Genomic DNA, 22,314 nt, shown 5'->3' on the forward strand with positions numbered 1-22,314 from the left:
ATGTAGTACAGTTTGTGGGGTGCATTAGGAGCGCGAAAAGATGAGAAAATATACAAATAAATTAACTACGCGACGTAACGCACCATTAATATTGTCACAAATCAGGATACCCCAGGATTTCAGGATTTACAGGATTTTATTTTGTGGTTAAAGTTACCCGATTTCTCAGATAATTAATGTTAGTAAATGATAAGATTAATAAAACAAGTCGGAGATCTGAATCTCTCAATTGTTAGAATCATTATCCAATATTTACCCAACTTCTAAAAGCCTTTAATGTCGCATTTCTGCCTATAGTTCGACTTTTTTCTAAATATTGAGGAATAACTGCAATTAAAGGTAAATTAGGAAAATTTAAACTAGATTTAGATTCCACATAAACACCATCTTGTAAAATATTAATTTGCAAAATTCCGTTTTCAAACCGCCATACTTCAGGAACTTTTAAACCTTGATATATATTCAAATGGGTACGGGAAGTAATATCAATTTCTAAAGCTAAATCTGGAGGAGGGTCAATTGTTAAATCCAATCTTTTTTTCCCCCGAATTACAGCTTCATTTTGAATATAAAAACATTGATCAGGTTCTATACCTTGTGCCATAAATTGATTTTTAAAGGTCGTAGAACCAAGACATCTAAACTCAATATTTAATTCTTCAAGTAAAGCCTTAACTAAATCACTAATAATTTCTTTATCAAATTCATGTTCTGGTAAAGGACTGATAATTTCTAATATTCCCCTATCATAAGCAATTCGCGCAGCCCGATGTTCTCCCAATTCTTCAATAATTGTTTCTAATTCTTTCCAAGTCACATTTTCTAATATAACCCTTTGTCCTGGTGGTACATGAATGCGCTTTAATTCTAACAACATCATTGCCACTCCTTATAATTTGAATTTTTTAACATTATAACATCCGATATCCCCAACTTCTTGAAGATGTCGGGGATCTAACCAACGCCATGATATTATTACCACGATATAATTGAATTAATCTTCACCATATCTACAAGGGTATGATTATTTGGCAACGAGGGCAACAAATTAATAACGGTAGATTTATCATTCAAGGTAAACCCTTGGGTAGTGGTGGTTTTGGGACTACTTATAAAGCCTTAGAACCCAGCACGGGTAAATTATACGCCATTAAAACCCTCAATCAGCAAATGCAATTGCAAGAGGACTTTGCAGAACAACAGGTTAAGTTTATTAACGAAGCCTTGACAATTAAAGGTTTTGATCATCAGCATATTCTCAAAGTCCATGAAGTCATTCAAGCAGGTGAGCTTTTTGGCGTGGTGATGGAATATATTGATGGAGTAACTTTATTTCAATATCTTCGACAAAAGGGACAACTTGCCGAAAGCGAAGCACTATTATATATAGATCAAATTGGTCAGGCTTTAGAATATGTTCACGCTAAAGGTAGTTTACACCGGGACATTAAACCTGCAAATATTCTCTTACGTCAAAATAAACAAGAAGCGGTTTTAATTGATTTTGGTTTAACTCGCAGTATTGCTACTAAAAGTATGACAGCTTCTTTAACAGAAGGTTATGCACCTATTGAACAATATCGTCGCAAAGGGAGTTTTGGACCCCATACCGATGTTTATGCTTTAGCTGCTACTTTATATTATCTGCTCACGGCTGACGGACTCAACCAAGAGGGTGAATTTAGTCCCGTACCCGCACAAAACCGGAAATATGATGATGAACCTTTACCAGCGCCAAGACATTATAATTCTGGCATTAGTCAGAGGGTGAATGATGCTATTTTAGCAGGGATGGAAATAGAACCGGAAAACCGGACTCCAACGGTTTTGAAGTTTCGGGAAAATTTGGGTTTGGTAAGAACCCCACCCCCTAACCCCCTCCCCGCAAGGGAAGTAAGAACCCCACCCCCTAACCCCCTCCCCGCAAGCGAGGAGGGGGGACTAAAATCATCCTGTGGAATGGACTACAGCAAACTGCGTGACTACCTCGCACAAGGGAAATGGAAAGAAGCAAACGAGGAAACAAAGCGGGTAATGTTAGCAGTTGCGAAACGGGAAAAAGAAGGTTGGTTGAATGAAGGAAATATTGATAATTTTCCCTGTGAAGACCTTCGTACCATTGACCAGTTGTGGGTAAAATACAGTGATGGTAAATTTGGTTTTTCTGTGCAGAAACGAATTTATCAAGGTTTTGGTGGAACGAGAGAATATAACTCAGACATCTGGGAAAAGTTTGGGGATAAGGTAGGATGGAGAAAAGGAGGGAACTGGTTGTACTACAAAGATAAGAATGAGAGATGGTTGTACTACAAAGATATTACTTTTGACAAGAAAGCACCAGAAGGCCACCTCCCAATGTTGTTTAAATGTAGGCGGGAATTGTGGGAAATGAATATTTTGTATTTGTGGGTGTGGGGATTGTATGGTGGTGGGATTGGGTTCTTCTCTCGCGTCGAGACTTGTAAACTGTAACATTTAAGGGTTACAGAAAATTATTAAGTCTGAATCAGGATAACCAGGATTAAAAGATTAACAGGATGGTAATTTATAGATGGTTTGTTTGGTGATGAAAGTTGTATTTGTCACAAATCAGGATAACCAGGATTAAAGGATTGACAGGATGGTAATTTATAGATGGTTTGTTTGGTGATGAAAATTGCATTTGTCACAAATCAGGATAACCAGGATTAAAAGATTAACAGGATGGTAATTTATAGATGGTTTAAATTATTCAAAAACAATCATTCAAAAACATCCTGAAAAATCACCAACTCCCCACCAAAAATCATCCAAAAACATCCTGTAAATCCTCAAATCCTGGACATCCTGATATGGCTAACGCCACACTTCGCTATCAGACAAATAAATTAAATCCTAAATAACTATGTCAGCAAGAGATTTATTTCATCAAGCAGTTGTCAACGCATTATTAAAAGAACAATGGTTAATTACTCATGATCCTTTAGAAATTCAGCTTGAGGAAACAAAACTTAAAATTGATTTAGGTGCAGAAAGACTAATAGCAGCAGACAAAGGAGAGGAAAAAATTGCTATAGAAATCAAGAGTTTTGCAAGCAATTCTCCCGTAAGTGATTTTCATACAGCATTAGGACAATTTCTCAATTATCAAATTATTTTAGAAGAAACTCAATCAGAACGAGAATTATATTTAGCAGTTCCCAATGATACTTATATCTCCTTCTTTCAAACTCGACTTGCTAAAATAGCAGTAGAAAAATATAACATTAAAATTATAGTATATGATCCAATAGCGGAGGTAATTGTCAAATGGCAAATTTAGAACATTATCGTCAATGTATTCAAACCATTCTCAAAGAACATGGCAAATACAAACCAAAATATGATGAAATAGATAATGAATTAATTTTTGATACAAATAATGATCATTATCAATTAATGTATGTAGGATGGAATGGATTCCAAAGAATTTATTACAGCATCATTCATTTTGACATTAAGAATAACAAAATCTGGATTCAACAAAATACCACAGAAACAGATTTAGCTCAAGAATTAGTTAATATGGGAGTACCAAAAGAGGATATTGTTTTTGGTTTACAACCACCATACAAACGTCCTTATACTGGTTATGGGGTAGCTTAATTTCTATTTCTCAAGAAGTCGGGAATCTAACCAACGCCATGATATAACTACCATGATATAATTCAATTAATCTTTACCATATCTACAAGGGTATGATTATTTGGCAACCAGGGCAACAAATTAATAACGGTAGATTTATCATTCAAGGTAAACCCTTGGGTAGTGGTGGTTTTGGAACTACCTACAAAGCCTTAGAACCTAGCACGGGTAAATTATACGCCATTAAAACCCTCAACCAGCAAATGCAATTGCAAGAGGACTTTGCAGAACAACAGGTTAAGTTTATTAACGAAGCCTTGACAATTAAAGGTTTTGATCATCAGCATATTCTCAAAGTCCATGAAGTCATTCAAGCAGGTGAGCTTTTTGGCGTGGTGATGGAATATATTGATGGAGTAACTTTATTTCAATATCTTCGACAAAAGGGACAACTTGCCGAAAGCGAAGCACTATTATATATAGATCAAATTGGTCAGGCTTTAGAGTATATTCACGCTAAGGGAAGTTTACACCGGGACATTAAACCTGCAAATATTCTTTTACGTCAAAATAAACAAGAAGCGGTTTTAATTGATTTTGGTTTAACTCGCAGTATTGCTACTAAAAGTATGACTGCTTCTTTAACGGAAGGTTATGCACCTATTGAACAATATCGTCGCAAAGGGAGTTTTGGACCCCATACCGATGTTTATGCTTTAGCTGCTACTTTATATTATCTGCTCACGGCTGACGGACTCAACCAAGAGGGTGAATTTAGTCCCGTACCCGCACAAAACCGGAAATATGATGATGAACCTTTACCAGCGCCAAGACATTATAATTCTCGCATTAGTCAAAGGGTGAATGATGCTATTTTAGCCGGGATGGAAATAGAACCGGAAAACCGGACTCAGACTGTGTTGAAGTTTCGGGAAAATTTGGGTTTGGTAAAAACCCCACCCCCTCACCCCCTCCCCGCAAGGGAAGTAAGAACCCCACCCCCTAACCCCCTCCCCGCAAGCGAGGAGGGGGGACTAAAATCATCCTGTGGAATGGACTACAGCAAACTGCGTGACTACCTCGCACAAGGGAAATGGAAAGAAGCAGACGAGGAAACAGCACGGGTAATGTTAGTGGTTGCGAAGCGGGAAAAAGAAGGTTGGTTAGATGATAAAAGTATTGATAATTTTCCCTGTGCAGACCTTCGTACCATTGACCAGTTGTGGGTAAAATACAGTGATGGTAAATTTGGTTTTTCTGTGCAGAAACGAATTTATCAAGGTTTTGGTGGAACGAGAGAATATAATAGGGAAATATGGGAGAAGTTCGGGGACAAGGTAGGATGGAGAAAAGGAGGGGACTGGTTGTACTACACAGATATTACTTTTGACAAGAAAGCACCAGAAGGCCACCTCCCCCGATTTGCTGGGATTGTTATTTGGGGTTATGGTGGGGTTTTGTTTTGTGGTTCTTCTCTCGCGTCGAGACTTGTAGACTGTAACATTTAAGGGGTACAGAAAATTATTAAGTCTGAATCAGGATAGCCAGGATTAAAGGATTAACAGGATGGTAATTTATAGATGGTTTGTTTGGTGATGAAAGTTGTATTTGTCACAAATCAGGATAACCAGGATTAAAAGATTAACAGGATGGTAATTTATAGATGGTTTGTTTGGTGATGAAATTTGCATTTGTCACAAATCAGGATATCCAGGATCAAAGGATTAACAGGATGGTAATTTATAGATGGTTTAAATTATTCAAAAACAATCATTCAAAAACATCCTGAAAAATCCCCAAGTTCCAAAAAACAATCATCCAAAAACATCCTGTAAATCCTCAAATCCTGGACATCCTGATATGGCTAACGCCACGCTTCGCTATCAGACAAATTAAAATCATCAACTCCCCACCAAAAATCATCCAATCACATCCTGTAAATCCTCAAATCCTGGACATCCTGATATGGCTAACGCCACGCTTCGCTATCAGACAAATTAAAATATTAGTACATCACAGATAAAATCAATATCCCGAATAACTCAGACAAAAAATTATGACAATAGCTGACCAAATTTACGCAATTGTAAAAACCCTACCCCCAGCACAAGCTGAAGAAATTCTCAACTTTGCAGAATTTATCCGTAATAAACACCTCAACACTAATCAAAATATCAATAACTCTCAAAATCTCTCTTGGGAAGAATTAGTTTATTCACTAGCTGGAACTTGGAAAGATGATTTTCCCAGTTTAGAAGAAATTCGCAGCAGTACAGGAGAAGATGTTTTAAGGGAGAGTTTCTAAAATGTATGTTTTAGATACCAACACTTTAATTTACTATTTTAAAGGTCAGGGACAAGTTGCTGCAAATTTCGCTAAAATACCAAACCAAGAAATTTTAATTCCTACAATTGTTCTCTTTGAATTACAAGTAGGAATTGCTAAATCAAATTCACCCGCAAAACGCACCCAACAACTGCAACAACTTTTAAACCGCATTAATTTAGTTGATTTTGATAGAGATGCTGCTTTTGCTGCTGCTAAAATTCGCGCTGACTTAGAACAAAAAGGAACTCCTATAGGTCCAATGGATGTTTTAATTGCTGGAATAGCTGTCACATTACAAGCAACTCTAGTTACTCACAATGTGAATGAATTTTCCAGAGTTTCAGGAATGACAATTGTGGACTGGTATTAACTATAATCAAGTTTAAAATTAGGTAACAGAAATATGAAATGCGACATTTGTAATAGCGAAGGTGTACATATCCGCAACGTTACCAGAACTTATGGGAAAGGAGAAGAATTACTAATAATTAAAAATCTACCTATTATTAGTTGTCCTCATTGCGGTGAAAGTTATATAAAAGCAGAAACATTACATAAAATTGAAAAAATTAAACTCAATCGCAAAAATCTTGCAGTTGCACGTTTTATAGATGTTGTAAGTTTAAGTGCGTAGAATTTGTTAGGAATGGGTTAATTGTCACAAATCAGGTGGTTATCGAGCGACTTGTACTGAGCTTGTCGAAGTAAGTCGAGATAATATCCAGGATTAAAGGATTAACAGGATGGTAGTTTATAGATGGTTTAAATTATTCAAAAACAATCATTCAAAAACATCCTGAAAAATCCCCAAGTTCCCACCAAAAATCATCCAATCACATCCTGAGACAAAATAAATTAAATCTTATATAACTATACGCTGTCGCTAACACACCCTACAAAAGAGGCACTGAGGACACGGAGGTAAGAGGTTCAAGTTTACATTATATTAATCGGATCTACATCAATTGTTAGACTAACCGAATTTGGACAAAGCGATCGCACTTCTATCCAGTCTGGTAGGTTTGGTAATGTGTCAGCAGCAAATTTAAGTAATATCTGCCAACGATAACGGTTGGCTACTCGTAATATGTTAGCTGGTGCAGGTCCTAATATCTCAAATTCTGCTTTGTCTTGCAAAAATGTGGCGATAATTTGCGCTGTGTTTTGCACTTGAATGGGATCTAAACTGCTTAACCGCAATAAGATTAATCTCCCATAAGGAGGATAATTAAGGGTTTGTCTTTGTTTTAATTCTTCTTCGGCAAAAGATTGATAATCATGTTTTTGCACTGCTGCAATGATAGGATGTTCTGGGGTGTAGGCTTGGATAATTACTCTACCTGGATCTTCTCCTCTTCCTGCTCTTCCCGCAACTTGGGTGAGGGTTTGAAATGTGCGCTCATTGGCGCGATAATCTGATAAATGCAATAGTCCGTCCGCAGCAACTACACCCACTAAGGTAACTTGAGGTAAGTCTAAGCCTTTGGTGAGCATTTGTGTTCCTACTAATAAATGGGCTTCACCATTAGCAAATTTCGTGAGGAGTTGACGGTGTGAACCTTTGGTACTAGTAGTATCACTGTCAAAACGAATTATTTTCAGGTGGGGAAATTGTTTGGTTAATTCCTGCGCTACCCTTTGAGTACCACTTCCGAAAAATTTTAAATAAGGGGAACTGCATTCGGGACAATGGGGAGGATGTAAGCGCCCATAATTACAATAATGACAACGTAATAATTCTGGCGCTCCCTCTTCTACATGATGATAAGCCAAGGATACATCACAGTGGGGACACTCTAACACATATCCACAACTACGACAAGATACAAATGTACTATGTCCCCGCCGATGAATAAATAATATTCCCTGTTGTTGCTTTGCTTCTAATTGTTGTAAAGCATCTTGCAGCTTTCTACTAAAAATAGACCGGTTTCCCTCTTTCAATTCCTGACGCATATCTACGATTTCCACGGGGGGTAATGGCCGGGAGTGAATGCGTTCTGGTAATGATAGATATTGTTGATTTCTGCTTACCCAACTTTCTAAAGAGGGAGTTGCTGAACCTAAAATCAGTGTACAATGTTCTAATTCGGCTCGCCATTGGGCGACGGTGCGAGCGTGATAGGTGGGAATGGGAGCATCTTGTTTAAAGCTGCTGTCGTGTTCTTCGTCCAGGATAATTAAGCCTAAGTTGGGTAAAGGTGCGAAAATGGCGCTGCGAGTCCCAATGATGATTTGTGGTTCTCCTGTGAGCATTTGTCTCCAGGTGTCGTAACGTTCACCGTCGGAAAGGGCGCTATGATAAACGTGGACTTTGTTCCCAAATCTAGCGCGGAATCTGTCTGTGAGTTGGGGTGTGAGTCCAATTTCGGGAACTAAGACGAGGGCGGATTTTCCTTGTTCAAGTAGGGGTGATATGGCTTGTAAGTATACTTCCGTTTTGCCTGAACCTGTTATCCCGTGTAACAATACTTTACTAAATCCAGTTAAGGAAGTAATAGTTTCTAAGGCGTGATTTTGCGCTGGTGTTAAGGATTTCGCCCAATCTCCGGCTATTGCGGGTCCTGTTTCTCTACGTAATATTTCTTTTTCTTCAATTATTATATAACCTTTATCTAATAAGGCTTTGAGTGTGGAAGTGCTGGTACTACAAAGTTGTAATAGCTCATTTTGCCACATTTCTCCCCCCTGTCGTCTTAAAACTTCGACAATTTCTTTTTGACGGGGTGTTAAATCGTGATCATTATTATCTAATAATATGACAGCTTTTTGTAATTTCGGTTGGGTGAGTCGTGGCGGTTCTAAATAGTTTTCTGCTAGTCCTAAACGAATTAATTCCCTAATTCCCCGATACGCGGCTTTAATTTTTTGCTGAATGTAGTGATAGCTATAGTCTGCTGTCGGGGTTTTGTTTAAGAGGGTGATTATTTGCTGGGCTGTAGGGCTTATGTAAACAGGAATATTTTCTTTACCCAAGGGAGTTAAGCGCAGACGACGTTGTGATTTTCCTAACAAGCCTGGTGGTAAAGCGACGCGAATGACTTGAATTAGGGGTGTGTAGTAATAAGATGCAACACGATTGAGTAGTGTCCAATAACCACTAGGAAAAAACCCTTCACTAACAACATCTTCTACTTCACGAATTTTCTCTGGTGGTAAGTCTGCGGGTGTTTGAGTTAATAAGCGAATAGCGACACCACCTACCTGTGTCCCACCGAAGGGAACACTTAAAATATCCCCTGGTTTGATTTGTAAATGTTCTGGTATTTTATAGGTAAATAAATCTGAACATCCTGGACAGTCTACAAGGACTTCAACCCATTGAGATAATGTTGTTTGAGACTGATATGATCCTCCAGGTTCAGCTACAGCGATAACAAATGATTTTGCATTAATAGTATACATAATTTCTGAATTTATAAACAAATATTTTGTTCATGCACTTGGCTCTTTTCGGGCTTGATTGATTATATCCCTTGGTTTGACTACAAGTAAATAGTATTTTACAATACTTAAATTATTGATAATACTTGATAATCTTTAACTTATGTAGTTTACTAGACCAATTATTTGGTAGCATACCTGCAACAGGTATTTGATGTCAAGTATGCAAATAAAGTTATCTACATTAGCTTAGTAACAATTAAGTGTAAGTTGATAATTCTTTTTAAAACCTATCGCTAGATATAGGATTAGATGATAATAAATAGGTAATAGATAAGAGGTAATTAGCTAATTAAACAGTTTAATTTCTTGATAGTCTAGAAAATAGTTAGTAACTGATAAATTCTCTTATTAATTAACCAGAGATGAATTTACCAAATCAGGTATAGGGTTTTTCCATCTGTTGATAGATATTAAATTTTTTTTCGAGATGAGATGCTTTTAGATAGTAAATATTGTCCGGATTTTAAGTTGCCATTTTTGTATTTTGGATCATTTAGTAAATATTCGTAGAGAGAAATAACTCTAGTACCAAAATGGCGATTTATTCAATTACCCTCTTCACTGAAACCGGAAAAAAATGTAAACTTTGCCAAAAAGCCACGAAAATTTAATATATATGATTTCTTCTTGATTTATGAGCTTTACGCAGAGGATATCTACAGGCAACAACCAACAAAATTTTTCACAAATCATTTAGGATGGGTATAGGATCTGATTAATTTACATCCTCGATATTTGTTAAAGTTATAATCAAGGGGGGGCTAACATATTTAATAATTGAGACAAGAAAGGAGTATATGTCTATTGGTATTCACAAAATAGATATTTCTTATGAATGCTAAAGCCATTAATGATTATACGTTGTATCGAGCCACAGATAAAATCATGGACAAATACTGATTTGCATTCCTAATCTGGAATGATCAAAAAGAGATCATTTTGCTAGTGATAAGGTGTATTTTGTCCTAAGGGGAAAACTATCAAGCCTGAAAGAGGTCATTGTCATAAAATTATGTACCAAACTAAGCAACAATCCCTAAAGGAAACTATGAATCTTGCTGAATTGGGAACAATGGAAATATTGGAGAATATTACCGATCATGAAGAACCATCACTGGAGAGTTTAGAGCAAGTAGTATATGAAGATACCTCAATTGTCGAAAACTTGGAATTAGAAGAACGCAATGGTGATGACATGGCCGCGGCCCGTCCTTCGGGATATAATAAAACCGAAAATGATGATGCTGTAGGCGCATTTTTTAAGGAAATGGCGCGTTATCCACTACTTAAACCTGATGAGGAAGTGGAATTGGCGCGACGGGTGAGATTTTTAGAAGAAGTTAAAGAATTACAAGCCGCTTTAGAATTAGAATCAGGAGCGCAGCCCAGTAAAGGTGAATTAGCTTCCCAGCTAGAAATGACGGAAAAACAACTGGAAAGCCGCCTGTATCAGGGGAGAGTGGCTAAACGGAAAATGATTCGTTCTAATCTGAGGTTAGTAGTATCTATTGCGAAACGATATCTAAATCGTGGTGTCCCTTTTCTAGATTTAATTCAGGAGGGAGCAATGGGTTTAAACCGCGCTGCGGAAAAATTTGACCCGGATAAAGGATATAAGTTTTCTACGTATGCTTATTGGTGGATTAGACAAGCGATTACAAGAGCGATCGCAAATGATGCCAGAACTATTCGCTTACCAATCCATATTGTTGAAAAACTTAACAAACTTAAAAAAGCACAACGGGAACTGAAACAAAAGCTCTCTCGTAACCCAACGGAGTCGGAAATGGCCGAAGCTTTGGAAATTACGGTTCACCAACTGCGTCAACTTCAGCAACTACGACGACAGGCGCTTTCCCTTAACCACCGTGTTGGTAAAGAAGAAGACACTGAGTTAATGGATTTGCTGGAAGATGAAGACAACCAGTCTCCCGAAGCAAAAATGAACGAAAACATGATGCGTCAGGAGATTTGGGAAGTTTTAGGGGACGTACTCACCCCCAGGGAAAAAGATGTCATTTCCCTGCGCTATGGACTCACCAGCAGCGAACCCTGTACCTTAGAAGAGGTGGGTAATATGTTTAATCTTTCCCGTGAACGAGTCCGTCAAATCCAAAGTAAGGCCATGCGAAAGTTACGCCGTCCCCACATAGCCAAGCGTTTAAAAGGATGGTTGGTATAAGTTATTAGTCATTAGTCAGTGGTCAGTGGTCAGTGGTCAGTGGTTAAAAAAATTTGTCCATTTGGATATAAACTACGAACTGTGGACTAGAGACTAGAGACTACAGACTAATGACTGCTAATACTAATTTAATTGTTCGATTTGCTCAAGTTAGTGATGTAAAAACGCTTTTTAAATTAATTCAAGGACTTGCAGAATATGAAAAACTATCTCATGCTGTAATTGGTAATGCAGAAGCACTTAAAGATCACTTATTTGGTTCACCAAAATATGTAGATGCGATTATAGCCGAAATTGACGGTCAGGCTGTAGGTTTTGCCATATTTTTTCATAATTATTCAACCTTTCTGACTAAGCCAGGCATTTACTTAGAAGATATCTTTGTTTCCCCAGAATATCGCCGCCAAGGCATTGGTAAAGCACTTTTAACCAAAGTAGCCCAAATAGCTGTAGAAAGGGATTGTGGGCGTTTAGAATGGAGTGTTTTAGATTGGAATGTATCAGCCCAAGAATTTTACCGCAATCTGGGAGCAGATATTTTAGAAGATTGGCGGATTTGTCGGGTGACAGAAACAGGTCTTACCCAATTAGCAAATCAAAAATAAACAGATTCTTTTAGCCAGTCTTCAATTTCCATTCACATAATTTTACATTTTGCCAAAACCCTGAAAATATCAACCAATTAATCTCCAATTCTCAATTATTAGAGCCAAGTTTGACAGTCTGTCGTTTGACTAATGCAATCAAATCAAATGAGAATTATAGAGGATATTAGCACTGACTCAGACATTGTTGTAGAGAGAACACCTGATGAAAAAGATTATCTCCGTATTACTATTAAGCGTAACTATCTTCACCGTTGCTTTTAGTAGTCCCGCTTTAGCGGCAGATGCAGCCAATGGAGCAGAATTATTTAAGGCTAATTGCGCTTCTTGTCACCTTGGTGGCGGAAATATAGTTAATCGTGCTAAAACCTTGAAAAAGGCTGATTTGGAGAAGTACGATATGTACTCTGCTGAAGCAATTATTTCCCAGGTTACTAAGGGCAAAGGAGCTATGCCAGCTTTTGGTAAGAAGTTAAAAGCAGATCAAATAGAAGATGTAGCTGCTTATGTAATAGAACAAGCTGATCAAGACTGGAAGGAGTAAGTTTACATCGGATTTGATGGCTTAACAATATGCGGGGCTTTTTGTCCCGCTAAATATTTGCAGTGAACTGAACTTAATTTAGTATATTCTTTGTTTTCAAAGTAGATAGCAATTATCAATCAATCGCTACTACACAAACAAAGTCTACCTGCGTGGACTATTAATCATATTCATTTCATTTTTTACTGTATTCTCAATCTCAATCAAATAAATAATTAATTATCAAAATTAGTAATAAAATATGGGGTTATCAGGTTTTATCATAGAACAGCGCGAAAAAGAAGCTGAAGCATTGAAAACTTTTCTTTTCTATAGTCTCATTGTTTCAGTAGCATTGCATATTGGGGTACTAGCTTTAAGTATTAATAAGTTTTTTCACAGAGTCAGGGAAATTAGAGAAGAACCAATTGAACTGACAATTTTGGAAACCATACCCCAAAAAGTTGTTCAACCAGCAACAGAAATAAAATCTCCAGTCAAGATCAATTCTGGTAGTAGCGGTGGTGGAAATAACAGCGAAGAAATTTCCATACCAATAGAAAAAGGTAGTAGTCTAATCAATTCATTTGTACCACCTATAGCTAAACAGTACCAACCAAAAATCACCAATCACTTTATCACTAAACCATCCCAAACAGTTACCAATTTTGAACCCAGAATAATAGCAAAACTACCAAAAAGTAACCCAATTAAAAACAGGAATTTTCAACCTGAGACTATAGAAAACCCTGTAAAAATAGACCCAATTAAAAACACGAATTTTCAACCTGAGACTATAGAAAACCCTGTAAAAATAGACCCAATTGAAAACACGAATTTTCAACCTGAGACCATATTGAAATTACCAAAAATCAACCCAATACAGAAATTAGATGAAAACTCAAATAACTTCCCGTCTACTCAACCCCAAGCAGATACAAAACCAATAGATATCCCACCATTAAATTCAGAAACTCCAACCAATATTAGTCCCTACAATATCCCCTCAGCAAACCCTACCGTTTTCACACAGTTACCGCAGAACAGGAATGGTAATGGTAATGGTAACGGTAACGGTACTGGTAATGGTAATGGTAATGGTAATGGTAATGGTAACGGTAATGGTACTGGTAATGGTACTGGTAATGGTAATGGTGCTGAAGCAGAAAATAAACCAATAGCTACCGCACCCAAACCCGAAACAGAAAATAGTTCTAAGTTAAATCCTGCAGCAGAATGTATTTCGTGTCAAATTAAGTACCCAGATAGAGCCAGGAGGCGTGGTGCAGAAGGTACTGCATTGATCGCTATTGATACAGATAATAATGGTGTTATTACGCAGGTGCGGTTAATTCGTTCCAGTGGTGATAGCGAACTAGACGAAGCAGCCGAAAAATATGCACAAGACTGGAAGTTAACGCCTAAAGAGGGAGGAAGAGAAGCAGTCACAACCGAAGTTAATTTTATCATGAAAGGATCGCAACTTTACCGTAAACGTCAAGAACGTCAAAGAGAAAAACCTAGTGTGGGTAACTAGAAGTCGCGGTTACAAAAGCAAGCCGACACTTCAATAATTTCAGTGACCAAATGTGTGCTGTAATTTTCTATTAGTCCGCGTAGGCGGACTTGGTTTGTGTAGCAGTGACTTCTAGTCACCCTCTTATTTTCTAAGGTTAATTCAACTATGACAGCTTGTCTTTTGACACTGTTGCTATTAATAGGGAAAATTTCAATTAGTGATTGTTATTACCGGGTGTGAGTTGAGAAATATGAATAGAAAATTCTTTGTTTTACCAGTATCTTTGTTGAAATTATTAGTAGCATTTCCTTCTATAGCTGCTGATCATGAGCATAATAAAAATGCAGTCAAGTCAGATATTCCTAATTTAAATGAAATTGAATTACCCAGCACAAATGCTGAATTATTAACTCAACAACCAGGAGAGAATGAAGTTAAGACAGAACCCAATTCACCAAGAGATTTAACACCTACAAATGATCCAGATATATCTCTAGAAACGATTGGAGAAAAAGACATTCTTCCTGAATCTACTCCTACTTATGTAATTGAGAAAGAAGAAATTAAAAAACAGGGTGCAACTAGTGTTGCTGATGTTTTGAAAAAAATGCCCGGTTTTGCAATTAATAATGTGGGACATGGTGCAGATATTCACACAGGAACATATTATCGAGGAGCTTCCATTGAACAATCTGTATTTCTAATTAATGGTAGACCCATTAATACAAATATTAGTACCTATCATGGTGCAACAGATTTAAATAGCATTCCTGTGGAGGCTATTGAAAGGGTCGAATTATATAGTGGTACAGCATCTTCTTTATATGGTTCTTCAGCTTTTGGTGGAGTTGTGAATATTATCACAAAAGCAGGTTATGGTAAACCTAAATTAACTGGAAGTTTAGAATTTGGCTCATTGAATCTAAATAATCAACAGTTAACTTATGGTGGTTCAACTAATAAGGTAAAATACAATTTTAGTTTTGAAAGGTTCTTTATAGATAACCGTTATCCTGTTCCTGTCGGGGCTGCAAATAGAGATAGTGAAGGAAAGTTATTTAATGCAGATACAGCTACCAGCACTTATTTTGGTAGTGTGGGTATAGATTTAGATCCTAAAAATTCTTTAAATTTAGATGTGACTACCCTCAGTAGCCGTCGGGGTTTAATTTATTTCGGTTTCCCCTTACAAAAAGATAGATTAGATCATGATGGTTTAAATGTTGGTTTATCTTGGAAAACTAAATTGGGTAAAGGGGAAGATTCCAATTTAACAACTACATTGGGTTACAATCGAGATTATTTTAGCACTTATGGACCAACGGGAGCGACATTTTACAGAACTGGAGTTTTAGATACACAACAATTCAAAACCAGGATAGATCATGAATGGAAACTCACTCAAAATAATCAATTGCGCTGGGGTTTAGACCTAAAAAATACCGATTTAATTGGCAATGTTTTGAGTACAGATCCTGCGAGAATTGCTAACAATGAAAGAGAAGATAGAAGCGTTTTAAATACAGCTTTATTCGCTGTTAATACCTGGAAAATTAGTGATACTTTCCAAATAGATTTAGGTGTAAGACAAAGCTTTGATAGTCAATTTGGTAGTTATTTTAATCCCAGTGGAGGTTTACGTTATACTGTTAATCCAACGGTAGCATTTCGTGGTAGTTGGTCTGGGGCGCAGCGCAATCCTGGGTTAGATCAATTATATGTTTTTGATACGGTTCATAATTGGAATCCTAACCCGGATTTAAAACCAGAAACTGGTTCTACTTGGACTGCGGGAGTAGATGTCAAATTCTCGGAAAAACTGTTAGGACAATTTACTTATTTTGGTAGTAGTTTAGATAATCGTTTGGGAGTAAATACTCAAACAAGAACATGGCAAAATATTGGTTTAGTTGATACCAATGGTTTAGAAACAGCATTGCAATTAAAAGTTAGTCGTAATTGGTCAACTTTTCTCAACTACACTTATACAGATGCTCAAATCAAAACTGGTACAGAAACAGGATTACAATTAGGGTTAATTCCCTATTCTTGGCTACAAACTGGCATTGGTTATCAAAAAGATGGATGGGAGGGTAATTTATATGCTACTTATAATAGTGGTTCTCGTCGTTCTATTTTTAATAACAATGATGCAGGACAAAAAAATACAGATTTTGCGCCATCTTTCTTTAATTTAGATTTTAGTGGCCGCATTCCTGTAAATAAAAATTTGGGACTAACTTTTTACCTAGAAAATATATTAGGTGAACAGTACGAACGAGTTAATCGAATTTATAGTCCTGGTTTTACTTTCCGTGTGGGTTTAAGTTCCAATTTATAAGATTTTGTTGATTTTGTTGGGTTGCGCTGTTGCTTAACCCAACCTACGATTTTACAGGGTTCTACGGTTCTGGCTCAATTCCCAATTCCCGCAATTTAGCAGCTAGTCTTTCTGCTCTTTGATGTTCTCTATCTGCTCTTTGTCTTTCCTCCTCCGCTCTTTGTCTTTCCTGTTCTGCTCTTTGGCGTTCTTGTTCTGCTTGTTCTGAACTCCACAGTAGTAAATTACCTGATTTATCCCACCAACGTAGCCAGTTCATGGTTTGTCCCAACCTTTCCCCAGACCAGATTCCCAGGTATAATTCCAATTGTGGAATCCATAGCCGCCCTTGATTATCTACTGGGTGTAAAATATATCTGCCATCTTGCAAATAACGGACTTCTAGACTACTATCATAGGGATCATAAGTCACATAAGTGGGTATTTGGAGAATCTGCTCGTAAAAATGCAGTTTACCATAGGGAGGTGTTGATCTAATGGATAGTTCTCCTCCCTCTGCTTCTGAGAGAAATTCCATCACAATTGTGACTGCTGCACCATCTGTATTAGGGGTATAACTACGACGAATTACCCCCTCTGGTACGGAATGTACTTGAGGAACATAAAACCAGTCTGGAGCTTTGACGACAATTTTTTTATTAACTGTTGCTACCAGCCCCAAATTCGAGCCAATGAGCATTTCTGGCTGGATATATCCTGAAGCTCCCAAAGCATCGGTTAAAGCCGCTGCGAGGGCGGGTTGTTGAATATTTTCCACAGGATCGTCAGGTAATATAAAATTAGCTGGTAGAGGTTCCCAGGTGATGGTTGTTTTAGCTTTGATAGACGGGGCTTCGAGTACCATTGTATTAACCTTCAACCCGAAATGAGAAATGTTTGTGCAAATTAACTACAGTATATCAAAGTTGAGCCATTACTATTAATTCTCATTACTATTACCAGCCTACAATTTTTTCACCAATCACTAATACTATTTTCATCCCAAACTTGTAATTTCAATTCTTGCAAATAATTTAACCCGTTTTCAATTTGTGCTTCTGTTCCTTGTAGGTCTAAATCAAACCAACCGTCACCTACAGCATTTTGTCCAAGAATTGCGGCTTTGATATTGACAGTTAATTTATATTCGGAAACTAGGCGAGAAATTACGGGTTCTTGATGATGATCTTGAGAAATTCTGACTCTAATTCTCTTATTTATCAAGGGATTTTCACTACTCATAACAACTCCTAAGATGTAATTTAATAGTTGAGTTATTACCCATTACCCATTACCCATTACTCATTACCGGTTATTCAACTTCTTTAATACGGGTTTTTCGTTCTATAATTTCCTTGAGTATCAAAGTAACAACCGCCAAAAGTGCCAAAATTACAGCAGCAGAAAAAGCCGCTTCGGTTTCATATTGTTTGTAAGCGTCTTCCACAAATAATGGTAAACTCTGGGTTGTATTAGCAATGTTACCAGAGACTACAGAAACTGCACCAAATTCGCCCATTGCTCTAGCATTTGTTAAGATTAAACCGTAGAGTAAACCCCAACGAATACTGGGTAAAGTGACTCGCCAAAAAATTTGCCAATCATTTGCACCTAATGTTCTGGCGGCTTCTTCTTGGTCTTTACCAAATTCCTCTAAAATAGGAATTACTTCTCTGGCCACAAAAGGCATACTCACAAAAGCCGTAGCCATTGCCATTCCCGGAAAAGCAAAGATGATTTTAATATCTAATGCTTCTAACCAAGGTCCAAACCAACCCTGTTTCCCGTACAATAAAACTATCATTAAACCGGCGACAACTGGGGAGATAGAAAAAGGTAAGTCAATGATACTGAGAACTATAGCACGTCCTGGGAATTTGTGCCGAGCGATCGCCCAAGCCGCACATAAACCGAAAACTGCATTTAGAGGAATAGCAATTACAGCTAATAATAAAGTTAACCAAGCTGCGTGGAGAAATTCCGGTTTTGCCAGGTTAGATAAAAATGGTGCAGATCCCTTTTTTAAGGCTTCAAAAAAAACATTAATAGCGGGAATATATTGAACCAGAAATAAGTAGGAAATCGCTACACCAATTAAAATTGTTGGTACCCAACTTTGTTTTTTTCCCCTTTTAACTTTATCTATTGTCATATCTTCTTGCCCAAGCTTGTAAGAAATTAATTGCTAATAACAAAACCAAAGAAATTCCTAATAAAACCACACCAATTACAGTTGCACCAGCATAGTCATACTGTTCCAAACGTTGAAAAATTAACACAGGTGCAATCAAATCTTTATAGGGTGTATTAGAAGAAATAATTACTGTTGAACCGTATTCCCCAACTGCACGGGAAAAACCCAAAGCGACACCAGTTAAAATTGTCGGTAATAAAGGAGGTAAAATCACTTTCCAGAAAGTTTGCCATTGAGAAGCACCTAAGCTCCAAGCCGCTTCTTCAATTTCTGCCTCCATTTCCTGAAGTACAGGTTGTACAGTCCGCACCACAAAGGGTAAGGATATAAATACCATGGCCACTGCTACACCCAAACGGGTAAAGGATACTTTAATGCCCATTGGTGCTAACAGTGAACCCAACCAGCCATTATCACTATAAACTGTTGCCAGTGTTAAACCTGCTACGGATGTTGGTAATGCAAAAGGTAAATCTACTGTAGCATCAATAATCCGTTTAAAAGGAAAATCGTACCGCACTAATACCCAAGCAATCAAAGTTCCAAACACGCCATTAAGTAAAGCAGCTAATAAAGACGTAACAAAAGTTACATTATAGGTAGCCAATGCTAAGTCACTAGTGGCAATTTCCCAAAACTTTGCTGGTGACTCTGTACTGGCTTTGAGAAACATGGCGACAATGGGAATAAATAACATGATAGTTAAATATCCCAAAGTAATTCGCCAAGTCCAGGGAAGATGAATTAAATTATTTAAAAACACCTTCCCAGGTTGAATATTAGTTGTTACACCAGAAGATAGGTTCATAACTCAAAAATTACCGTTTATTCTTAGCTTGAATTTTATCAAAAATAGCTCCTTCAGCAAAGAATTTTTTCTGAATGGCTTCCCAACCACCTAATTCTTGAACTGTACTCAAAGTTTTTATGGGCGGATATTTGTCCGCAAACGCCTTATTTTTAGCCACTGTTTCATTTACAGGACGAAATCCCACTTTTGCAAATTCCTCTTGTGCTTCGGGAGTAAACAAGTATTTAACAAAAGCTTCCGCTACTTCACGATTATCGTGTTTATCAACATTTTTATCAACAATAGCAACGGGATTATCAATGGAAATATTCACATCAGGAAGAATATAATTAGTTTTTTCACCCTTGTCTTGGGCTAAAACAATTTCATTCTCATAATTGATTAAAGCATCACCTTGGCCTTGTTTAAAAAATGCGTCTGTAGCTTCACGAGCATCTTTAGTTAAGACAGGGACATTTTTATAAACTTTAGTCACAAACTCCGTTGCTTTTGCTTCGTCTCCACCTGTTTTAATTACTGAATTCCAAAGTGCTAAAAAATTCCACCGCGCTACTCCAGAAGTTTTCGGATCGGCGGTAATTAATTTAACATCATTTCTCGCTAAATCAGCCCAGTTATTGATAGCTTTGGGATTACCTTCACGAGTTACTAAAGCTGCAACAGATTTAGTCACAATACTGTCATTAGGAAATTCTTTTTCCCACCCAGGCTGAATTAATCCCGCTTTTTCAATTTTTTGCGTATCTAAAGCTAGTGCTAGATGAACAATATCGGCTTCTAACCCATCAACTACAGCCCTAGTTTGCGAACCTGAACCACCGTAGCTTTGCTTAAAAACCACAGTTTGGTTATGTTCCTGTTGCCATTTTTTCACAAATTTGGGAATAATCGCTGCGTGAGCAGTTTTTGTGACTGCAAATGATACAATAGTTAGTTCTACATTGCCTTTTTTATCTGGTGAATTACTGCTTTTTGTCCCAGAGCAAGCAGCGAGAGATATACTCAATAGAGTTCCTACTAAAAAAAGTGATACAAAGCTTTTGAGGGAATTTGCTCTCCAGGTCTGTTGCTGTATTTTTAGTAATTTATACCACAAATTCATCTTTTCTCCTTTAATTAATCTCTTTGAATTTTGCTAAAGCGCAAGATTTTAATTACAAGCCCTTTGCAGGTATTTAGTAATCAATACCAGGTAAAACTGCATATTGACGATAGGGAATAGGGAGATTTTAGCAGTATGTGGGACAAATGACAACATCTTTAATTGTCAGGTATCAATTTCTGATCATCTTGATTCTGATTTATCAATCAGAATTGCTTAATAAGTTTTTATTTTAAACACTTATGACTAATAAATACTCGAAAATATATTTAGAGTTTAAATTGCTTAGAAATATTTAAGCAATTTAATTATTATTATAACTTATTAAAATTATTTGCAATATATAATACATACAATACCCGATAGGAAAATGATTATTTTTAAGTGTAAAAACTATTGATTTTATTTATTGTATCTGATATGCTCTTTTCTGAGAAACAAATACGATATTCCGAGAGGGATATCGCAGATTATATTAATACCCAGTTAACACTTAGTTAAGGACACCATGACAAATAATTCTGTAACAACAAAGCCATTATTTCCTGCTTTATTCTTAGCAACTGGTTTAAGTATCAGTACAATTTTACCTATATTCGCAAATACAACCCAGAAAACGCAAATAATCAGTCAAAGTGGTAAAAAAGTAGAAATTACCTTAGTCACCTACGCTGTTACCAAGGCTGCTTACTCGAAAATTATTCCCGACTTTGTAGCAAAATGGAAAAGAGAAAAAGGCCAAGATGTGATCATTCGTGAAAGTTACGGTGGTTCGGGTTCTCAAACCCGCGCTGTCATTGATGGTTTAGGTGCAGATGTGGTAGCATTAGCATTGGCTGGGGACATTAAAAAAATTGAACAAGCCGGTTTAATTCAACCAGGTTGGGAGAAGGAAGCTCCAAATAATGCCATTGTTACTCGTTCGGTGGTAGCTTTGGAAACTCGTAACGGTAATCCGAAAAATATCAAGACTTGGGCTGATTTAATCAAACCTGATGTTAAAATTGTCACTGCAAATCCAAAAACATCTGGTGGTGCTAAATGGAACTTTCTAGCTTTATGGGGTGCTGTGGTGAAAAATGGCGGAAATGAAAGCCAGGCTTTAAAATTCGTGACAAATGTGTTTAAGAATGTGATTGTATTACCCAAAGACGCACGAGAATCTAGTGATGCTTTTTACAAAAAAGGGCAGGGTGATGTATTATTAAACTATGAAAACGAAGTCATTTTAGCCGCACAACAGGGAAAAACAGATACAACTTACACAATTCCTCCAGTAAATATTTCTATAGATGCACCTGTGGCAGTTGTGGACAAAAATGTGGATAAACATGGAAATCGTGAAGTTGCTGAAGCTTTTGTTAAGTTCTTATTTACTCCTCAAGCACAGAGGGAATTTACTAAGGTTGGTTTTCGTCCAGTTGACCCAACTGTTTCCAAAGAAGTACAGAATAAATTCCCTAAGATTGTCAAACTATATACTATAGATAGTCTAGGGGGTTGGAATGGTGTCCAGAAGAAGTTCTTTGCAGATAGTGCTATCTTTGACAAAATTCAAAGTGGACGACGCTAAATATACCAGATTGTAATTTAATGCCGGAATCAAAAAGAGGGGTTGCTGTTTTCGTTTATCCCTCTTCTTGTCCATGTTCTCAAAATGAAAATCACATATATAGGGG

Annotated in this window: 20 protein-coding genes; 13 read left to right on the plus strand and 7 right to left on the minus strand. The window is 37.1% G+C overall.

The annotated features are described in order from the left end of the window. Positions 1 to 241: 241 nt before the first annotated feature. Positions 242 to 877 (minus strand): Uma2 family endonuclease, encoded by a 636-nt coding sequence (locus H6F39_RS04075; RefSeq protein WP_190396293.1) that lies wholly within the window; start codon positions 875 to 877, stop codon positions 242 to 244. Positions 878 to 1,020: 143 nt separating this feature from the next. Here H6F39_RS04075 and H6F39_RS04080 point away from each other — a divergent pair, with 143 nt between their 5' ends. The 7 genes from H6F39_RS04080 (at position 1,021) to H6F39_RS04110 (ending at position 6,566) form a co-directional block, all read left to right on the plus strand. Next, positions 1,021 to 2,472, plus strand: coding sequence for a serine/threonine-protein kinase (locus H6F39_RS04080; RefSeq protein WP_190396285.1), 1,452 nt, complete (start codon positions 1,021 to 1,023; stop codon positions 2,470 to 2,472). Between the two features lie 412 nt (positions 2,473 to 2,884). Then, positions 2,885 to 3,301: a XisH family protein gene (locus H6F39_RS04085; protein ID WP_137907044.1), complete on the plus strand. Its 417-nt coding sequence runs from the start codon at positions 2,885 to 2,887 to the stop codon at positions 3,299 to 3,301. Further along, positions 3,289 to 3,624 carry a XisI protein gene (locus tag H6F39_RS04090; RefSeq protein WP_137907043.1) on the plus strand — a complete coding sequence of 112 codons (336 nt, stop codon included), beginning with the start codon at positions 3,289 to 3,291 and terminating at the stop codon, positions 3,622 to 3,624. The genes H6F39_RS04085 and H6F39_RS04090 overlap by 13 nt, the downstream gene beginning before the upstream one ends. Before the next feature lie 92 nt (positions 3,625 to 3,716). Further along, positions 3,717 to 5,111 carry a serine/threonine-protein kinase gene (locus H6F39_RS04095; RefSeq protein WP_190396286.1) on the plus strand — a complete coding sequence of 465 codons (1,395 nt, stop codon included), beginning with the start codon at positions 3,717 to 3,719 and terminating at the stop codon, positions 5,109 to 5,111. A gap of 548 nt (positions 5,112 to 5,659) precedes the next feature. Beyond that, complete coding sequence (locus H6F39_RS04100; RefSeq protein WP_137907041.1) at positions 5,660 to 5,908, plus strand: DUF2281 domain-containing protein; 249 nt, start codon at positions 5,660 to 5,662, stop codon at positions 5,906 to 5,908. Between the two features lies 1 nt (position 5,909). Further along, complete coding sequence (locus tag H6F39_RS04105) at positions 5,910 to 6,302, plus strand: type II toxin-antitoxin system VapC family toxin (protein ID WP_190396287.1); 393 nt, start codon at positions 5,910 to 5,912, stop codon at positions 6,300 to 6,302. Positions 6,303 to 6,335: 33 nt separating this feature from the next. After that, the gene (locus H6F39_RS04110) at positions 6,336 to 6,566 is read left to right on the plus strand and encodes a type II toxin-antitoxin system MqsA family antitoxin (RefSeq protein ID WP_190396288.1); all 231 of its coding nucleotides are present in this window, start codon (positions 6,336 to 6,338) and stop codon (positions 6,564 to 6,566) included. Between the two features lie 302 nt (positions 6,567 to 6,868). On the opposite strand, the gene priA is transcribed toward H6F39_RS04110, so the two are convergent. After that, positions 6,869 to 9,337, minus strand: a complete 2,469-nt coding sequence (gene priA / locus H6F39_RS04115) for a primosomal protein N' (protein WP_190371299.1) — start codon at positions 9,335 to 9,337, stop codon at positions 6,869 to 6,871. Positions 9,338 to 10,391: 1,054 nt separating this feature from the next. Here priA and H6F39_RS04120 point away from each other — a divergent pair. From H6F39_RS04120 to H6F39_RS04140, 5 genes are all read left to right on the plus strand, one after another. Further along, positions 10,392 to 11,561 carry an RpoD/SigA family RNA polymerase sigma factor gene (locus H6F39_RS04120; protein WP_137908575.1) on the plus strand — a complete coding sequence of 390 codons (1,170 nt, stop codon included), beginning with the start codon at positions 10,392 to 10,394 and terminating at the stop codon, positions 11,559 to 11,561. 110 nt (positions 11,562 to 11,671) lie between these two features. Further along, entirely contained in the window at positions 11,672 to 12,166 is a 495-nt protein-coding gene (locus H6F39_RS04125; RefSeq protein ID WP_190371300.1) for a GNAT family N-acetyltransferase, read from the plus strand. A 205-nt stretch (positions 12,167 to 12,371) separates the two neighbouring features. After that, positions 12,372 to 12,710 carry a cytochrome c6 PetJ gene (petJ, locus tag H6F39_RS04130; protein ID WP_190371301.1) on the plus strand — a complete coding sequence of 113 codons (339 nt, stop codon included), beginning with the start codon at positions 12,372 to 12,374 and terminating at the stop codon, positions 12,708 to 12,710. 241 nt (positions 12,711 to 12,951) lie between these two features. Beyond that, positions 12,952 to 14,226: an energy transducer TonB gene (locus H6F39_RS04135; protein ID WP_190396289.1), complete on the plus strand. Its 1,275-nt coding sequence runs from the start codon at positions 12,952 to 12,954 to the stop codon at positions 14,224 to 14,226. 232 nt (positions 14,227 to 14,458) lie between these two features. Continuing rightward, the gene (locus H6F39_RS04140) at positions 14,459 to 16,549 is read left to right on the plus strand and encodes a TonB-dependent siderophore receptor (protein ID WP_190396290.1); all 2,091 of its coding nucleotides are present in this window, start codon (positions 14,459 to 14,461) and stop codon (positions 16,547 to 16,549) included. A gap of 61 nt (positions 16,550 to 16,610) precedes the next feature. On the opposite strand, the gene H6F39_RS04145 is transcribed toward H6F39_RS04140, so the two are convergent. The 5 genes from H6F39_RS04145 to H6F39_RS04165 form a co-directional block, all read right to left on the minus strand. Continuing rightward, positions 16,611 to 17,393, minus strand: coding sequence for a Uma2 family endonuclease (locus H6F39_RS04145; protein ID WP_190371304.1), 783 nt, complete (start codon positions 17,391 to 17,393; stop codon positions 16,611 to 16,613). A gap of 110 nt (positions 17,394 to 17,503) precedes the next feature. Continuing rightward, a complete protein-coding gene (locus tag H6F39_RS04150) occupies positions 17,504 to 17,770 on the minus strand; it encodes an NIL domain-containing protein (protein WP_190371305.1) in 267 nt (88 codons plus the stop codon). Positions 17,771 to 17,840: 70 nt separating this feature from the next. Then, complete coding sequence (gene cysW, locus H6F39_RS04155; RefSeq protein WP_190396291.1) at positions 17,841 to 18,680, minus strand: sulfate ABC transporter permease subunit CysW; 840 nt, start codon at positions 18,678 to 18,680, stop codon at positions 17,841 to 17,843. Beyond that, the gene (cysT, locus tag H6F39_RS04160) at positions 18,667 to 19,530 is read right to left on the minus strand and encodes a sulfate ABC transporter permease subunit CysT (RefSeq protein WP_137908583.1); all 864 of its coding nucleotides are present in this window, start codon (positions 19,528 to 19,530) and stop codon (positions 18,667 to 18,669) included. Before cysT ends, cysW begins: the two co-directional genes overlap by 14 nt. Before the next feature lie 10 nt (positions 19,531 to 19,540). Further along, entirely contained in the window at positions 19,541 to 20,635 is a 1,095-nt protein-coding gene (locus H6F39_RS04165) for a sulfate ABC transporter substrate-binding protein (RefSeq protein ID WP_190371307.1), read from the minus strand. A 508-nt stretch (positions 20,636 to 21,143) separates the two neighbouring features. Between H6F39_RS04165 and H6F39_RS04170 the strand changes: the two genes are divergently transcribed. Further along, complete coding sequence (locus tag H6F39_RS04170) at positions 21,144 to 22,208, plus strand: sulfate ABC transporter substrate-binding protein (RefSeq protein ID WP_190396292.1); 1,065 nt, start codon at positions 21,144 to 21,146, stop codon at positions 22,206 to 22,208. Positions 22,209 to 22,314: the final 106 nt, after the last annotated feature.

Origin of the sequence: Dolichospermum sp. FACHB-1250 (assembly GCF_014696335.1) — a bacterium.
GTDB lineage: Bacteria > Cyanobacteriota > Cyanobacteriia > Cyanobacteriales > Nostocaceae > Dolichospermum > Dolichospermum planctonicum.

What these genes read in the sequence shown, in the direction of transcription:
- H6F39_RS04170 (WP_190396292.1), top strand. Translation starts at nt 21,144, where the DNA reads ATGACAAATAATTCTGTAACAACAAAGCCATTATTTCCTGCTTTATTC.
- H6F39_RS04075 (WP_190396293.1), bottom strand. Translation starts at nt 877, where the DNA reads ATGTTGTTAGAATTAAAGCGCATTCATGTACCACCAGGACAAAGGGTT.
- cysW (WP_190396291.1), bottom strand. Translation starts at nt 18,680, where the DNA reads ATGACAATAGATAAAGTTAAAAGGGGAAAAAAACAAAGTTGGGTACCA.
- H6F39_RS04085 (WP_137907044.1), top strand. Translation starts at nt 2,885, where the DNA reads ATGTCAGCAAGAGATTTATTTCATCAAGCAGTTGTCAACGCATTATTA.
- H6F39_RS04080 (WP_190396285.1), top strand. Translation starts at nt 1,021, where the DNA reads ATGATTATTTGGCAACGAGGGCAACAAATTAATAACGGTAGATTTATC.
- H6F39_RS04135 (WP_190396289.1), top strand. Translation starts at nt 12,952, where the DNA reads ATGGGGTTATCAGGTTTTATCATAGAACAGCGCGAAAAAGAAGCTGAA.
- priA (WP_190371299.1), bottom strand. Translation starts at nt 9,337, where the DNA reads ATGTATACTATTAATGCAAAATCATTTGTTATCGCTGTAGCTGAACCT.
- H6F39_RS04125 (WP_190371300.1), top strand. Translation starts at nt 11,672, where the DNA reads ATGACTGCTAATACTAATTTAATTGTTCGATTTGCTCAAGTTAGTGAT.
- H6F39_RS04145 (WP_190371304.1), bottom strand. Translation starts at nt 17,393, where the DNA reads ATGGTACTCGAAGCCCCGTCTATCAAAGCTAAAACAACCATCACCTGG.
- H6F39_RS04150 (WP_190371305.1), bottom strand. Translation starts at nt 17,770, where the DNA reads ATGAGTAGTGAAAATCCCTTGATAAATAAGAGAATTAGAGTCAGAATT.
- H6F39_RS04110 (WP_190396288.1), top strand. Translation starts at nt 6,336, where the DNA reads ATGAAATGCGACATTTGTAATAGCGAAGGTGTACATATCCGCAACGTT.
- H6F39_RS04095 (WP_190396286.1), top strand. Translation starts at nt 3,717, where the DNA reads ATGATTATTTGGCAACCAGGGCAACAAATTAATAACGGTAGATTTATC.
- cysT (WP_137908583.1), bottom strand. Translation starts at nt 19,530, where the DNA reads ATGAACCTATCTTCTGGTGTAACAACTAATATTCAACCTGGGAAGGTG.
- H6F39_RS04100 (WP_137907041.1), top strand. Translation starts at nt 5,660, where the DNA reads ATGACAATAGCTGACCAAATTTACGCAATTGTAAAAACCCTACCCCCA.
- H6F39_RS04165 (WP_190371307.1), bottom strand. Translation starts at nt 20,635, where the DNA reads ATGAATTTGTGGTATAAATTACTAAAAATACAGCAACAGACCTGGAGA.
- petJ (WP_190371301.1), top strand. Translation starts at nt 12,372, where the DNA reads ATGAAAAAGATTATCTCCGTATTACTATTAAGCGTAACTATCTTCACC.
- H6F39_RS04140 (WP_190396290.1), top strand. Translation starts at nt 14,459, where the DNA reads ATGAATAGAAAATTCTTTGTTTTACCAGTATCTTTGTTGAAATTATTA.
- H6F39_RS04090 (WP_137907043.1), top strand. Translation starts at nt 3,289, where the DNA reads ATGGCAAATTTAGAACATTATCGTCAATGTATTCAAACCATTCTCAAA.
- H6F39_RS04120 (WP_137908575.1), top strand. Translation starts at nt 10,392, where the DNA reads ATGTACCAAACTAAGCAACAATCCCTAAAGGAAACTATGAATCTTGCT.
- H6F39_RS04105 (WP_190396287.1), top strand. Translation starts at nt 5,910, where the DNA reads ATGTATGTTTTAGATACCAACACTTTAATTTACTATTTTAAAGGTCAG.